General features: G+C 72.4%; 15 protein-coding genes. 2 read left to right on the forward strand and 13 right to left on the reverse strand.

What is annotated here, in order from left to right:
* Nucleotides 1-17 precede the first annotated feature (17 nt).
* The 6 genes from ACWD0F_RS43390 to ACWD0F_RS43415 all read right to left on the reverse strand — a co-directional run bounded on the left by ACWD0F_RS43390 (nucleotide 18) and on the right by ACWD0F_RS43415 (nucleotide 5,694).
* Nucleotides 18-623, reverse strand: coding sequence for an energy-coupling factor transporter transmembrane component T family protein (locus ACWD0F_RS43390; RefSeq protein WP_449887643.1), 606 nt, complete (start codon nucleotides 621-623; stop codon nucleotides 18-20).
* Nucleotides 620-1,294: an energy-coupling factor ABC transporter ATP-binding protein gene (locus tag ACWD0F_RS43395; protein ID WP_449887645.1), complete on the reverse strand. Its 675-nt coding sequence runs from the start codon at nucleotides 1,292-1,294 to the stop codon at nucleotides 620-622. The genes ACWD0F_RS43390 and ACWD0F_RS43395 overlap by 4 nt, the downstream gene beginning before the upstream one ends.
* 1 nt (nucleotide 1,295) lies before the next feature.
* On the reverse strand, nucleotides 1,296-2,447 hold the full coding sequence (locus ACWD0F_RS43400; RefSeq protein ID WP_449887647.1) for a thiolase family protein: 1,152 nt from the start codon (nucleotides 2,445-2,447) through the stop codon (nucleotides 1,296-1,298).
* A 1-nt stretch (nucleotide 2,448) separates the two neighbouring features.
* Entirely contained in the window at nucleotides 2,449-3,915 is a 1,467-nt protein-coding gene (locus ACWD0F_RS43405; RefSeq protein WP_449887649.1) for a class I adenylate-forming enzyme family protein, read from the reverse strand.
* 3 nt (nucleotides 3,916-3,918) lie between these two features.
* Nucleotides 3,919-4,524, reverse strand: coding sequence for a biotin transporter BioY (locus ACWD0F_RS43410; protein WP_449887651.1), 606 nt, complete (start codon nucleotides 4,522-4,524; stop codon nucleotides 3,919-3,921).
* A gap of 120 nt (nucleotides 4,525-4,644) precedes the next feature.
* Nucleotides 4,645-5,694: a pyridoxal-phosphate dependent enzyme gene (locus ACWD0F_RS43415; protein ID WP_449887653.1), complete on the reverse strand. Its 1,050-nt coding sequence runs from the start codon at nucleotides 5,692-5,694 to the stop codon at nucleotides 4,645-4,647.
* Nucleotides 5,695-5,778: 84 nt separating this feature from the next.
* Between ACWD0F_RS43415 and ACWD0F_RS43420 the strand changes: the two genes are divergently transcribed.
* Nucleotides 5,779-6,678 carry a MurR/RpiR family transcriptional regulator gene (locus ACWD0F_RS43420; RefSeq protein ID WP_449887655.1) on the forward strand — a complete coding sequence of 300 codons (900 nt, stop codon included), beginning with the start codon at nucleotides 5,779-5,781 and terminating at the stop codon, nucleotides 6,676-6,678.
* Nucleotides 6,679-6,681: 3 nt separating this feature from the next.
* Here ACWD0F_RS43420 and ACWD0F_RS43425 read toward each other — a convergent pair whose 3' ends face one another.
* The 4 genes from ACWD0F_RS43425 to ACWD0F_RS43440 are packed head-to-tail and all read right to left on the reverse strand — an operon-like array spanning nucleotide 6,682 to nucleotide 10,541.
* Complete coding sequence (locus ACWD0F_RS43425; protein WP_449887675.1) at nucleotides 6,682-7,014, reverse strand: GNAT family N-acetyltransferase; 333 nt, start codon at nucleotides 7,012-7,014, stop codon at nucleotides 6,682-6,684.
* A gap of 30 nt (nucleotides 7,015-7,044) precedes the next feature.
* Nucleotides 7,045-7,437: a DUF742 domain-containing protein gene (locus tag ACWD0F_RS43430; protein ID WP_449887657.1), complete on the reverse strand. Its 393-nt coding sequence runs from the start codon at nucleotides 7,435-7,437 to the stop codon at nucleotides 7,045-7,047.
* A gap of 6 nt (nucleotides 7,438-7,443) precedes the next feature.
* Entirely contained in the window at nucleotides 7,444-7,842 is a 399-nt protein-coding gene (locus ACWD0F_RS43435) for a roadblock/LC7 domain-containing protein (protein WP_449887659.1), read from the reverse strand.
* Nucleotides 7,839-10,541, reverse strand: a complete 2,703-nt coding sequence (locus tag ACWD0F_RS43440) for a sensor histidine kinase (protein WP_449887661.1) — start codon at nucleotides 10,539-10,541, stop codon at nucleotides 7,839-7,841. The genes ACWD0F_RS43435 and ACWD0F_RS43440 overlap by 4 nt, the downstream gene beginning before the upstream one ends.
* 321 nt (nucleotides 10,542-10,862) lie before the next feature.
* On the opposite strand from ACWD0F_RS43440, the gene ACWD0F_RS43445 reads away from it, so the two are divergent.
* On the forward strand, nucleotides 10,863-11,846 hold the full coding sequence (locus ACWD0F_RS43445; RefSeq protein ID WP_449887663.1) for an ABC transporter substrate-binding protein: 984 nt from the start codon (nucleotides 10,863-10,865) through the stop codon (nucleotides 11,844-11,846).
* Here ACWD0F_RS43445 and ACWD0F_RS43450 read toward each other — a convergent pair.
* The 3 genes from ACWD0F_RS43450 to ACWD0F_RS43460 all read right to left on the reverse strand — a co-directional run bounded on the left by ACWD0F_RS43450 (nucleotide 11,843) and on the right by ACWD0F_RS43460 (nucleotide 14,405).
* A complete protein-coding gene (locus ACWD0F_RS43450) occupies nucleotides 11,843-12,862 on the reverse strand; it encodes a nitrilase-related carbon-nitrogen hydrolase (RefSeq protein ID WP_449887665.1) in 1,020 nt (339 codons plus the stop codon). The genes ACWD0F_RS43445 and ACWD0F_RS43450 overlap by 4 nt on opposite strands.
* Nucleotides 12,859-13,845, reverse strand: coding sequence for a DUF1838 family protein (locus ACWD0F_RS43455; RefSeq protein ID WP_449887667.1), 987 nt, complete (start codon nucleotides 13,843-13,845; stop codon nucleotides 12,859-12,861). Before ACWD0F_RS43455 ends, ACWD0F_RS43450 begins: the two co-directional genes overlap by 4 nt.
* Before the next feature lie 185 nt (nucleotides 13,846-14,030).
* Complete coding sequence (locus ACWD0F_RS43460; RefSeq protein WP_449887669.1) at nucleotides 14,031-14,405, reverse strand: sensor histidine kinase; 375 nt, start codon at nucleotides 14,403-14,405, stop codon at nucleotides 14,031-14,033.
* Between the last annotated feature and the right edge of the window lie 86 nt (nucleotides 14,406-14,491).

Raw genomic sequence — 14,491 nt, forward strand, 5'->3', positions numbered from 1 at the left:
CTGGCATAGGTGGGAGCTCAGTCGTCGAGACCGCGGGCGCTGAGCGCCTCGCCCAGCGCGTCGGCGTGCCGCAGCGAGCTCACCACCAGGGGCACCGCGAACGCGCGCAGGCTGCGCTCGACCCCCCTGGCCCGCTGGGCCTCCCGCACGCGCACGGCCAGCCCGGCCACCACCGGCACGCTGCGGATGGTCAGCGACAGCAGCAACGACAGCCGGAACGGGTCCAGACCGGCGAACCGCGCCGGGGCCAGGCAACGTTCCAGCGCGGCCATCATGGCCGACGTGCGGGTGGTGAGCGTGACCAGGCCGGCCAGCGCCACCGCCAGCACCACGCGCAGCGTCGTGGTCACCGCCCCGTCCAGGCTCACGAACGCCCACTGCATCGCGAACAACACCACCGCGAACCAGCGGACCGGCCGGACCTGCGCCCAGGCCGCCGCCACCCCCGCCCGCGACAGCGCGTACAGCAGCACCACGACCGCCGCCGCCCCGGCCAGCGCCAGGGGCGAGCGCAGCAGCATCAGCGTCGTGCACGCCAGCGCCAGAGCGCCCAGCTTGGCGCCCGCGGGCAGCCGGTGCAGCGGCGAGGAGCCGGGGACGTAGGCGCCGGTGAGGTCGTTCACGCCATCAGCTTCCGGTAATGGCCGATGGCGTCCTCGGGTGCGCCGTCGGCGACGATCCGGCCCTGGTCGAGCACCAGCACCCGGTCGAAGCCCGCCAGCAGCGGCAGGTCGTGGGTGACCACCAGCACCTGCTGCGGCATCTCCCGCAGCAGGCCGGCCACCTGACGGGAATGACGCAGGTCCAGCAGGGTGGTCGGCTCGTCCATCACCAGGATCCGCGGCTCCAGCACCATCACCGAGCACAGGGCGAGCAACTGCTTCTGGCCGCCCGACAGGTGGTGGGCGGGATGGTCGGCGTGCCCGGCCAGGCCGTACCTGCTCAGCACCTCGTGCACGCGCCGCTCGACCTCCGCGCGCGTCAGCCCCTTGCGGCGCAGCGAGAAGGCCACGTCCTCGGCCACCGTCGGCATCACGATCTGCGCGTCCGGATCGGTGAACAGGAACCCGACATCACGCCTGATCCTGGCGCCGTTGCGGCGGGTGTCCAGGCCCAGCACGGTGACGTCGCCGGACGTCGGCATCGCCAGGCCGTTGATCAGACGGGCCAGCGTGCTCTTGCCCGAGCCGTTGGCCCCGACCACGCCGACGCGCCGTTCGGGCAGGGCGGCGGTGATGCCGCACAACACCTCACGCCCGCCCAGGCGCACGCGCACGTCGCCGAACTCGATCACCTCACACCACCTCGAACAGGGCGGCCACGCCCAGGCCGCCGCCGACCGCGGCCGCCGCCAGGCCCAGCGTCCCCGGCGGGGAGCCCGCGCGGACGAGCCTGCTGAACAGCCTGGTCACCACGACCGCGCCGGTGGCCCCCCACGGATGGCCGAGCGCGAGCGCGCCGCCGTCCACGCACACCCGCTCGCCGGGATCGAGCCCGAGAGCGTCCGTCGCCGCCAGCACCTGCGCCGCGAACGCCTCCACGATCTCCACCGCCGCCACCCGCTCCACGTCCACCCCCGCTCGCGCCAGCACCCGCCGCACGGCCGGCACCGGACCCCACCCGGGCAACTCCGGATCGCACCCGACGACCGCCCCGGCCACCAGCCGCATCCCCGGCAGCCCCGCCCGCAGCCGCTCGGGCACGATGGCCACCGCCGCCGCGCCGTCGCTGATGGGAGAGGAATTACCGGCCGTCACTGTACCGTCCGCCACGAACGCCGCAGGCAGCCGGGCCAGTGACGCCGGCCGCAGCGGGCGCGGACGCTGGTCGGCGAAGCGCCCGCCGATCGGGACGATCTCCTGCTCGAAACGGCCGGCCTCGCGGGCGGCCAGCGCGCGGGCGTGGCTGCGGCAGGCGTAGGCGTCCTGACGCTCCCGGCTGACGCCGCGCGCCGCCGCCAGCGCCTCGGCGGCCGGTCCCATGTCCGGGTCGGGATGGCCGCCCGGCGTGAAGGGCGCCCGATCGTACGGCTGCGCCGCCCCCCGGCGCGTACGCAGCGGCGCGGTCGAGGCGCTCTCGGCGCCGCCGGCGATCACGAGGTCCATGTCGCCGGCGCGTACCGCCTGCGCGGCCACCAGGATCGCGGCCAGACCGCTGCCGCACTGCCGGTCCACCGTGACCCCCGGCACGCCGTGCCCCAGCCCCGCCGCCAGCGCCGACACCCTGGCCACGTTGCCGCCGGGCCCCATGCAGTTGCCCAGCACCACGTCGTCCACCGGCCGCCCGCCGGTGTCACGGGCCACGGCCGCGATCACCGGGGCGGCCAGCAGCTCCACGGTCAGCTCCTTGAACGCGTGCCCGGCCGTGCCGATCGGCGTCCGCCGCGCCGCCACGATCACAGGCGCGTCCCGTCCGCCGGACCCTGCGGTGAGAGGTTCGTCGCGCATGTCAGGCCAGCCGCCGGATGTCCGGGTCGCCGCCGGCCAGGCGGGCCGCCACCAAGGCGCGCGCGGGTTTGCCGGTCTGGGTGCGCGGCAGGCTCGGCACCGCGTACCAGCGGCGTGGCCGCTGCGCCACGTCCAGCCCGCTCCTGGCCACCGCCTCCAGCAGCGCGCGCGGCGGCGTGGCGCTGCCCGTCTCCACGATGGCCGTGACCACGGAGCCCAGGTACGGGTGCGGCGAGCCGACCACCACGATGTCCCCCACCCCTGGAACCCTCCGCAGCACCTCCTCGACGTCCTCGGGCACGACGGTCGCGCCGCCGGTCTGGATCGCGCCGTCACCTCGCCCGCGCACCCGCAACACCTCCCCTGGCCGGTACGCCTCCGCCAGGTCGCCCACGCTCACCCAGCCGCCATGGTCGCGTCGCAACGGCCCCGCCACCTCACCCAGATAGCCGTCGGCCACCCACGGCGACCGTACCCACACCTCGCCCAGCGCCTGCCCGCCCTCGGCCGCGGCGCCCTCCCGCACCTCGATCTCCACCCCCGGAAAAGGGCGCAGCCCACCCCCGTCGACGTCCACCGCCACGAACGACAACTCGGTCGCCCCGTAGTACGACACCACGCTCACCCCGGCCCGCGCCGCCTCCGCCCGCGTCCCCGGCGCCAGCGCCGCGCCCCCGACGACGGCCGTGCGCAGTGTGCCCGGATGGGCCAGCACGTCGGGCAGCCGGTGCGGCACCAGGTGCACGACGGTGGCCTCGTCCAGAAGGGCGGCCAGCGACCGCTCGGGCCAGCGGCCGGGCACGACCGCCGTCGCGCCCGTGGCCAGGGCGTGCACGGCGGCGAAGGCGTACAGGGAGGAGACCAGCGGGCCCGGCACGAGCACCACGTCGTCCGGGCCGATCCCGGCCAGGTCGCTGAGATGCCGGAACGACTCCGTCCACGACGCCCGCGTACGGACGATGGCACGCGGCCTGCCGGTACTGCCCGAGCTGAAGCACGCCCACGCCCGATCCTCCGGCGACGGCCGACGCACCAGACCGGGATCGGCCTCGTACGAGAGCGGCGTGCCAACGTCGACCACGTTCGCACCCGCCTCGTACGAGAACGGCGTGCCAACGTCGACCAGCGCCGGACCGGCTTCAGGCGGGAGCGGCGTGTCGACGTGGACGTCCACGACGGCCGCACCGGTGACCCGCGCCCACCGCTCCCGGTCCCAGGCGGGATCGCCCACCAGCGGCATGGCGCCCACCAGGTCGGCGGCCAGCACGGCGATGAGCAGCGCGACCGGGTCCGCCAGCCCGATCGCGACCAGCGCCCCCGGGCCGCCGCCCCGGCCGAGGAGATGGCGGGCGGCGCCGTTGACGTTCGCGGCGAGCTCGCCGTAGCCGAGGTCGCCGTCGGGACCGCGCACCGCCGGCCGCGCCGGGCGCTCGGCGGCGTGCCGCATGAGGTGTTCGGCGACCGGCAAGGATCAACGCTCCCCGCCGGCCCGCAGCCGCTCGCGATGCACGGCCGGCACCGCGTCCGGGTAGGCGCGCTGCGTCCCGCGGGCCACGACCGACGCCAGCACCGCCTTGATCACGTCGCCGGGCAGGAAGGTGGCGGTGAGCGCCAGCACCGTCCCCAGCGGCAACCCGGTGATGAGCATCTGCCCGGGGATGCCGAACAGGTAGATCACCCCGATGCCGCCCACCAGGCACGCCACCACCAGGCGGCCGAGGCTCGGGGTGCGGCCCGCCCGTTCGACGAGCCAGCCGGTCACCGCCGCCCCGGGGATCCAGCCGATCAGGAACCCCGCCGACGGCAAGGCGAACACTCCCAGCCCGCCCCGCCCCGCCAGCAGCGGCAGACCGGCGGCGACCAGCACGAGCAGCACGGTCACGGCCAGCGCGGCCCGCCACGTGCCGAGGATCGCGCCCGCCAGCATCACGCCCAGTGTCTGCAGCGTGATGGGGACGGTGTTGCCGAAGACGTTCAGTGTGCCGGGCAGGCCGAGCACCGCGATCAACGCGGCGAACACGGCCACCCTCGCCAGATCCCCCGTCGGGAATCCGCGCCGTTTCCCTTCAACCATCATGGGGTCGATCTCACACCAGAACACCGCCAGTCAGGCATGGGGGGATCCCACAACTTTCCGGGCGATCATCTGCGAGCGATCGATACCTCTCCTACAGGCCGTCCCGGTCGCAGCGTGCCGTCAGGAACGCTTTCGTGATCCTGGCCTCCCACGCGCCGGCCTCGTCGGTGGAAAGATCCTGTAGGCGTGCCGGCCGGCGCGGTAGGTGTGGCCGGACTGGAGCCGGCGTTCGCAGGGGGCGGCCTCGGTCGCGGAGGCGGTGGCGGGCGAGGTGACGGACGCGGTGGCGGGCGGCGTCACGGGGTGGCGGGCGGTGGCGGGAGCGCGGGCGCCCGGCATCGAGGCCGAGGCCGCCGCCGCGGCGAGCAGGAGGACGGCGGCGGCCGTACGTCGGAGGGCAGGGGGCAGTCTTGTCGCGGGCACGGAGGCGTCCTGTTGGGAAAGAGGGATGACCGATCGGGCACAGACGGAGAGGGCGAATCGTCCTATCGGCTGCCTCGTCGGCTTTGTCGCGACATTTATGCCCGAGAGACTAATCACATAACGTTGCCATACAGTTACTTTAGGTAGTTCTCGCAGGTAGGTCAGGCAGCCAGACGCAGGGCGCGGGCCACGTCGGCGGTGGCCGCGGACGTCTCGGTGGAGGTGTAACCGTCGCGCAGAGCGGCGTCCAGATCCTTCAGCCCGTTCCCGCTGAGCGTGATCACGATCCGCAGGCCGGGCGCCAGCGCGCCGCGCGCGTGCTGGTCGAGCAGCCCCGGCCACCCCGGCGGCCGAGGCGGGCTCGGCGAAGACGCCGTCGCGGCGGGCCAGCAGCCGGTACGCCGCGAAGATCTGCTCGTCGGTCACCGCGGCGATCAGCCCGCCGGACTCCTCGCGGGCCGCGACGGCGCCCTCCCAGGTGGCCGGGTTGCCGACGCGGATGGCGGAAGCCTCGGTACGCGGGTCCGCGACGGGCGCGCCGTGCACGAGCGGCGCCGAGCCGGCCGCCTGGAACCCCCACATCCGCGGCAGCGTGCTCGCCCGGCCCGCTTCCCGGTAGGTGCGGTAGCCGCCCCAGGTGGCGGTGATGTTGCCGCCGTTGCCCACCGGCAGGCAGTGCACGTCGGGGGCGTCGCCCAGGACGTCCGCGATCTCGTAGGCGACCGTCCGCTGCCCCGCCAGGCGCAACTCGTTTCCAGAGCGTCATATCCTGAACCGTAACATCCGTTACCTAGCGGCGAAAAAGCGCGTAGTGGTGTAACATTTGTCAGCATGGAGAAGGATCCGGTGGCCGCGAGGCTCGGCGCCGTTTATCCCGAGTTGCCGCCCGGAGAGCGGGCCGTGGTGCGGGTGCTGCTCGACGACTATCCGTTCGCGGGCCTGGGGTCGTTGCGGGCGCTGGCCGAGCGGGCCGGGGTGAGCCCGCCGACGGCCTCGCGGCTGTTCGACCGGCTGGGATACGACGGGTTCGCCGACTTCCAGGCCGCCGTCAGGGACGGGGCGCGGGACCGGTCACGACTGCACGAGTTCGTCGCGGAAGCGGCGCCGGCAGCACCCATCGACGTGCCGCCAACCCCGGGAAGCTCCGGTGGCGGGGTGGCCGAGGAGGGTGGTTCGGCGTTGGGGAGGGCGGCCGCGGAGTTGCGGGCCGGGCTGGACGGCACGCTGGACGCCGTGACCGAGCCGCTGCTCGACGCCGTGGGCGCACTCCTGGCCAGGGCCAGGACCGTGTGGGCGCTGGGCGGACCCCTGAGCGAGCTGGCCGCCGAATACCTTATCCGCCAGCTCGCCGCCCTGCGCCCCGGCGCGCACCGCGTGCCTGAGGCCGCGCACGCCCGCGCCCGCACCGTGCTCGATCTGAGCGCCGCCGACGTCGTCGTCGCCTACGACTTCCGCCGCTACTCCGCGGACACCGCCCGGTTCGCGCAGGCCGCCCGCACGCGCGGCGCGCACCTGGTGCTCGTCACCGACGCCTGGATGTCGCCACTGGCCGCCGAGGCGGAAGTGCTGATCACGCTGCCGCGCGAGGCGGCCGGGCCGATCGCGCCGCTCGCGCACGAAATCGCCGTCACCGAACTGCTGCTCGTCGCCACGGCCGCACGCCTGGCCCCCGCCCAGCGCCTGGCCGACCTCGACACGCTCACCCAGACACTGCGCGCGCAGATCGGGTGAGCTTCACGCAGGCTCTCTGAGGCGCTTACAGAAGAAGCTGCAGTCGAGCAGGGCGCCGGCGTAGCCGGGGACGATGCCGTAGCGGGTCCAGCCACCGGTGAGACAGACGTGCTCGGCGGTGCTGCCGGTATCGGGGTCCAGCATCAGCAGCTCGACGCCGGCATCGAGGGCGGCCCGCTCGGCGGTGGCCGGCAGGGCGCGTGACAGACCCCGGCCACGCGCGTCGCGATGGACCATCAGCTCGACGATCTCGCCACAGTGGCGGGAGTTGGGCTTGCTCGCCAGGACCGGATCAAGGGAAGGAAGGCGTGCCGAACCGGAGCAGGGCCGGGGCAGTGGACGGGAGGGCGGCGGCGACCTGGTGGGTCACAAGCGTTGCAGCCCGCTGAGCACCCGCTCCAGCAGACCCGGATCGGGCCTACCGTCCCGCAGCCGCGGATGGTAGAGCCGCACGAGCCCCTCGGTCGCCATGTCCGCGATCAGGATCCTGGCCACCCCCAGCGGGATCTGCAGCAACGCCGCGATCTCGGCCACCGAGCGGGTCTGCCGGCACAGGTCGCTGATGGCGGCGTACTCGGGCGTGATCAGCTCGAAGGCGTGCGGCGGGGCCGCGATGGAGCGGACCAGCGCCTCCATCGCCAGCTTGATGCACGGCGCGGTGCGCCCGCCGGTGACGGCGTACGGCCGCACGGGCGAGTCCTGCTCCGGCTCATAGAGGTCGGGCGGCGGGTGGCCACAGCTCCAGCGCGGATCGTTCATCCGCCCTCACCTGAACTGCCGGGTGCGCACCGCCGGAGTGAGCACCTGACCGGCCCGTTCGGCCAGGAGCGTCATCTGGTACGCGACCAGGCCCATGTCGCAGTCGGGCGCCGCCAGCACGGCCAGGCAGGAGCCGTCGCTGATGGTCAGGTTCAGCATGAGCCCGTGCCGCATCTCCACGACGGTCTGCAGGAGCCGGCCGCCCTGGAACAGGTTCGCCGCGCTCTGCGTCAGGCTCGCCAGCCCGCAGGCGATGGCGGCGAGCTGGTCGGCCCGATCAGGCGGGAAGCCGTCGGAGGTCGCCAGCGCCAGCCCGTCGGAGGAGACGACGGCGGCGTGCGCCACGCCGGGTACCGATCGGACGAAGTCGGTGATCAGCCAGTCGAGGTTGCTGTTGTGGGTCATGGGCCTTCCTCGCGGTTCGGGCTCCCCGGGGCGAAGGGAGGGACGTTGCGCATGCCGATGGCGTCACGGGCCGCCCGGACACCCTGCTGGAAGCTGGTCAGGCGGTCGCGGACCTGCTCGGGCGCGACGCGGGAGATGGGGGCGACGCCCTTGGGCACCGACGCGGTGGCGGCCGTGCCGGGGATCAGGTTCGCCTTCGGGACCCGTTTCGGCAGGCCGGACGGGGTCGCGCCGTCGTTGGCCGGCGCGGCGGCGGCCTCGGCGGCGCTCCAGCCCGCGTCCGCCTGCGGCGAGCCCCAGCCCTCCGACCCGTCGCGGTCGAACCACGCCGACTGCACCGCGGCGAAGATCGGCAGGTACTCCTCGGCGGCGGGCACGGGCGAGGGGGCGGCGACGGGCGGGCCGTCGAGCAGGAGGTCCCGTCGCGGCGGGACGAGACGCGGCGGGGACCAGGCCGGTGACATCACGGGCTGGTCCCCGTTCGTCACGAGCGGCAGGTCGGAGATGTACGCGGGATCCGGCACGTACGGAGAATCGGACCCGATCGGCAGATCGGACGCGTACGCGGGATCAGTCCCGAGCGGCAGCCCGGACACGTACGCGAGATCGGACCCGAGCGGAGGGTCGGTGGCGAAGGACGGCCACTCGGTGACCCCCGGCGGACGCGGGCCCGGCCCCGGCATCGCCCGGCCGAACGGGGGCGCCGGCGTCGGGTGGGCCGGCGCGCGCAGCAGCGCGGCGGGCAGGAACACCGTCGCCGTCAGTCCTCGGGAGCTGTTCTGGCGCAGCCGCACTTGGATGCCGTGGCGGTGGGCCAGCCGGGCCACCACGAACAGGCCCATGCGGCGCGAGACCGAGACGTCCACCGTGGGCGCGCTGCCCAGGCGCTCGTTGGCCTCGGCCAGCTCGCCGGGCACCATGCCGATGCCGGTGTCGGTGATGGACAGCAGGATGCCGCCACCGTCGATCGTCCCGGCGGAGACCCCGACCGGCGTGTTGTGCGGGGAGAAGGACAACGCGTTCTCCACCAGCTCGGCCAGCAGATGGATGATGTCGTTCACCGCCTGCCCGGACACGGCGCCGCGTTCGGCGATCTGGACGGTCACCCGCTCGTAGTTCTCCACCTCCGACAGGCTCGCGCGGACGACGTCGGCCAGGCCGACGGGCTTGTTCCAGCGCCGGGGCGGCTCCTGACCGGCCAGGACGAGCAGGTTCTCGTTGTTGCGCCGCATGCGCGTGGCCAGGTGGTCGAGGGTGAACAGGCTGGCCAGCCGCAGCTCGTCCTGCTCCCCCCGCTCCAGGCCGTCGATGAGCTTGATCTGCCGCTGCACCAGCGTCTGGCTGCGCCTGGACAGGCTGACGAACATGGCGTTGACGTTCGCCCGCAGCCTGGACTCCTCCCCGGCCAGCCGGACGGCCTCGCGGTGCACCTCGTCGAAGGCCCTGGCGACCTCGCCGACCTCGTCGCGGGAGTCCACCCCGAGCGGGGGGATGGCCAAGGTGGACTCGTCGCCGGTCTCACGCAGCGCCCGCACCGTGTCGGGCAGGCGGACGCCGGCGACGTGCAGCGCCTCGGTCCGCAGCCGGCGCAGCGGCCGGACCAGCGACTGGGCCATGATCACGGTGACGAACAGGACCGCGAGGAGCAGCAGCAGGCTGTAGAAGGCGGCCAGCAGGGCGTCGCGGCGCGCGGCATCCTGCAGGGTGCGGCTCTGCACGTTGATCGACTCGCTGAGCCGCCGCTGGACCGCGAACATGCCGTCGATGGTGCCGCTGATGGCCTCGAACCAGCGGTCGGCGTCGTCGCGGCGCTCAGGATCGATGTCGATCGGGCCAGACTCCCCCGCCTGCGCGAGCGCGCGCAACCTGATCGACTCGGCGCGGTCCACCAGCGTGCCGGTGACGGTGTCGTCGTAGGTCTGCAACTGGTCGAGCGTGGCCGCCGACCTGAACACGGCGACCTCGCTGTCCTGCTGGGCGCGGGCGGCCATGAACCGGTCGAGCTCGCCGCTCTGGAAGCGGCCCGCGGTGGCCACCGCCGCGAGCAGGCCGCGCTGCTGGGAGGCGGCCTCGTGCGCCTTGGACAGGGCCGACAGCGCGCGGACGCCGTTGGCCAGCGCCTCCTGGTCGCCGCCCTGGCCGACCTGGTCGTGGAACTGCTGGAAGGCGTTGACGATCTGGGAGTACTTCGTCATCGCGGGCAGCGCCAGCAGTTGCGACTTCAGCACCGTGTCCCGGGTGGCGGCGATCTCGGGCAGCCGGCTGAGCATCTGCTGGGTGATGGTCCAGGAGTTCTCGCCGTGGTCGGTGGTGATCACCGCCGCCTTTTCGCGCAGCTTGACGGCCGCGTCGTCGACGGGGACGAACTGCGCGCGCATCTGCTCCTCCCGCGCGGCCGGGCGGCCGGCGGCCACGAAGCGCACCGCGAGGTCGCGCTCCTGCGCGAGCTGGTGGGTCAGCTCGATGACCGCCTCACTCAGCTCGGCCTTGTCCAGCACGAGCCGGTACTGGCTCGCCGCGGCCCACGAGGTGATGACCTGCTGCGCCCCGACCACGACGCCGACCGCGGTGGGAATGACGATGAGGGCGACCAGACGGGTGCGCACCCGCCAGTCCCGCAGGCGGAAGCGGCGCCGCGGCCGCTGGGGCACCGGGGCTAATCGAGGGCGGACGGGGTGCGCGGTCTGCTGGTTCGTCACTGGCTCCCCACCCTCTCGCCTGGAACGCACGCCGGCATGTGAGGCACGTGACGCGGCCCCTAGACGAAGAGCAATTTGAGCACATACCAACGAGGTAGGCCAACCTTACAAACAGCCTGACTTCCTTAGGAATGGCTGATGGAGCCCGATTCCTCCCGGGTAGTCACGATTGCCGAAAAGCATGACGGTTTTGGACAAATAGTGACGATCTGCCGGTGGAGGAGTGATCCCATTTCATGGGAATAGCCCATGTTTCTGCTGTACTATCACCGCCTGACCGAGTGCGATCTTCGATGATTGACTCGCCGAGGAGAAAACTGAATGGAATCCGGTTCGGCTTTTCGGGCGTTCACGGCGTTCATGGTCACGGCCGTACTCGCCGGATGCTCCGGCGGCGGCGCCCCCGGCGATCCGCCCGGCCCGCCGGGCGGCTTGGAGAAGACCACGCTCACCATCGGCGTCACCCCCACACCCTCGTCGGCGGTGGTGTTCATCGCCGACCGCAAGGGCTTCTTCAAGGCCGAAGGGCTGACCGTCAAGACGGAGATCATTCAGGCGCCTCAGGCGGTCATGCCGAAGATCCTCAACGGCGGCCTCGACATCTTCAAGGGCAGTTATGTCTCGCTCATCAACATTCAGGACAGCGGCGCGGCCACATTGAAGATCCTTTCGGATACGTTGCAGGCCGCTCCCGGCATCGCGGGCGTCGTCGTACGCAAGGACTCACCCCTCCAGACGCCCCAGGACCTCAAGGGCAAGACGATCGCCGTCAACTCGCTGAACAACCTGGGCACCGTGTCGATGAGCGCGCACCTGAAGATCCATGAAGTGACGCCGAAGCAGGTGAAGTTCGTCGCCATCGACTTCCAGGCGCAGCTCGCCGCGCTCACCAGCGAGCAGGTCGACGCGGCCTGGATGGTGGAGCCGTTCCTGTCGGCCGCCCAGCAGGCCGGCGCCCGGCTGCTGCTCGACACCAACACCGGGCCCACCGACGCGCTGCCGATCGACGGCTGGGCCGCCACGCAAGAATGGGTGGCCCAGCACCCGAACACCGCCGCCGCCTTCCAGCGCGCGGTCGCCAAGGCGCAGCGCCTGGCGGCGACCGACCGGGCCGAGCTGGCCGAAGTCGTTCCGCTGTACACGCAGACGCCCAAGCAGGTGGTGATGACCATGGCCATGGGCACCTTCCCGACCTCGCTGAACGCCAAGCGGATCCAGCGAGTGGCGGACCTCATGTTCGAGTTCGGCTACCTGAAGTCCCAGGTGGACGTGGCCTCCATGCTCGTCCCGGAGCCCGGCCCCTAGCTCGTCTCCCGGCCGGGGCCGTACAGGCGCTCGATCGTCTCCGCCTGCCGGGCCGCGAACCACGCCCGATCCCGCGGCCCGTCCGACAATCCGTCCGGCCGCTCGCCGTCGTGCCGGCCGTACTCCTGCGCCCACAACCCGGTCTTCACCCGGCTCGGCAGGTTCGCCATGCCGGGCCGCGCCCGTGCCCGCCGCAACGCCGCCAGGTCCAGCTCCGCACTCGCCACCAGAGACTCCCCCGCGCCCGCCTGCGCCAGCACCCGCCCCTGGTAGTCGATCAGCTCGGAGCCGCCGTTAGTGGAGTCGCCCGGAATCGGGATGCCGGCCAGCCCGCCGCTGTTGGCCGAGACGACATAGGCCAGGTTCTCCACCGCCCGCGCCCGCCGCGCGACGGCCTTCGGCGTCAGCAGCGGCGAGGACGCCTCCGAGGTGGGCTGGCACAGGATCTCGGCGCCGCGCAGAGTCAGCGCGCGAGCCAGCTCGGGCATCAGCACCTCCTCCGAGGCGAGCACCGCCAGGTTCCCGATCTCGGTACGGGCCACCGGCAGGACGCCGTCCATCCCGTAGATCTCCAGGTAACGCTCCCACACGTCATACGGCGACGGCGTGAACAACGAGTGCAGCCGCCGATACCGCAGCACCACCTCCCCGCCGGGCGAGAAGATCACCGACGCCTGGAAGTACAGCCCGGGGAAGTGCTCATCGCGCTCGTAGGCGTTCACACACAGGAACACCTCCTGCCCCGACGCGATCCGGGCCAGCGCGTCGTACTCCGGGCCGCCGGGATCCAGCGCGGCCTTGTCACGCCATTCGGCCAGGCTCTCACCCATGGGGAAGCCGGTCAGCACGTACTCGGGCAGGACCACCAGCCGCAGGTCCCGGCCGAGCCACGCCTTGCTGCCGCCCACCTGCGCGCCGATCCGCGCGATGGCGGCCCGCAACTGCGCCCGGGGGTCGGCGGCGGTGTTCACCGCCCTGGTCTCCACCTGGAGAGCCAGGGCGGTGAACGCGGTCACGATCGCCCGTTGGCGGCGCACCAGCCGGCCCAGGTCGTGGCGCCCGCGCCGAGCTGCTTGGCGTAGAAGGAGCTCCAGGAGTTCTCGCTCGGTCCGGTCACGCTGGGAGCGGACTTGTACAGCGGGTAGTTCGCCTCGATCTCGGCACGCAGCCACGGCTCGACGTCAGCGTAGGAGCCCAGCGACCAGCTCCGCGCGTGATAGGTGAGCTGGCCGCGCACGTCGGTCTCCGGCAGGCACATGAACGGCGCCCACGGGCTCGTACGCGCCCAGCTGATCTTCGTCTTCATGGCGCCGCCGGGCACGGATCCCCCGCCGGTCCGCGCGGCCACCTCGCGGTCGTCGACCGAGAAGTCGAACATCTCCTGCGCCGCGTACACGCCGCCCACCAGCCCGAACCGCTCGCCCAGCGTGGTGCCGAAGTCGCTGCGCACCGGGATGTCGCTGGTCCACACCGTTTCGTCGTGGATCCGGCGCACCGGCGGGCCCACGTAGGCGGAGGAGATGGTGAACGGCCCGAAGTTCACCGTGTCATTGTTGATCGGGATGACCGGGTAGGTCTTCTGATCGATGGGGTTCTTCCATTCGTGCACGACCTGCGTCGGGTCGGCGGGGTCGGTGTAGAAGACGATCTCGCGGGAGAGCTGGTAGAGCTGGTTGGTGTCCGGCACCCGGTAGAGACGCCGGATGTTGTAGCCCTCGATGTTGAACAGTTTCTGGCCATGCCGCAACGCCGGGTCGAGGCTGTTGCCTTCGATGTTGGCGTACACGCTGCCGGAGATCCGGAAGACCATGTCCTTACCGTCGGGGCGCCCGAACGTCTGGAGCGAGAGCTGACCGCTCCGGTCCGTGACCGTTTTGTAGACCGGCGCCGGATGCGTCGGGCCGTAGGCGTCGTCATACGCCCCCGCCTGGGCGGGGACGGCCACGCTCAACAGTAAGGCGGTGAGGGCCAAGGACCTGGTCAGACGGCCTGTGATCATATACGTGCTCCGCATGGGAAGAGATAGAGGAGCCAATGTGATCATGCCGTGATCGGAGCTGTCCACTCCCGCCGTCACACGGGCCGGGCACGGCCGCGGCGCCCGCCATCAGAGCGACGGCCGGCACACCGGACGGCGTCGCGCCGGCGCGGCCCAGCAGGCCCCCCGCGAGATCGGCAAACAGCTCAGGCGACGGCGCACCAGCCGCTCACCGTCGTCCCCTGGCCGGGCACGCCGTTGACCGAAAGGCCACCGCCGAGCTCGGCCAAGGCCGCGCGCATCCCCGCGATGCCACGCCCACCCTGCCCACCATCAGAGACCGTGTTGAAGCCGGTGCCGTTGTCGCTGATCGTCAGCCGCAGGCCGCCCTGGCCGACGGTCACCGCGATCGACACGGAGCCGGCGCCGCTGTGGCGCTCGGCGTTGGACAGGGCCTCGCGCACCACCGTGAGCACGCCACGCGTGACGCGCGGCGACACGCCGGTAGCGGGTAAGGCCCAGGTCTCGACGGTCGTGCCCGTGCGTGCCGACCACTGCGCCAGGTAGCTCTCAGAGGGCATTTGGTTTGCCCATGTTTGTGTTAGTACGTTCCTCGCCAGGTTGGTGTCGCCTCGTCCGTTATGCGCTTGCTGGCATTGTCGATCAT

The sequence above is a fragment of the Nonomuraea sp. NPDC002799 genome (assembly GCF_053592075.1).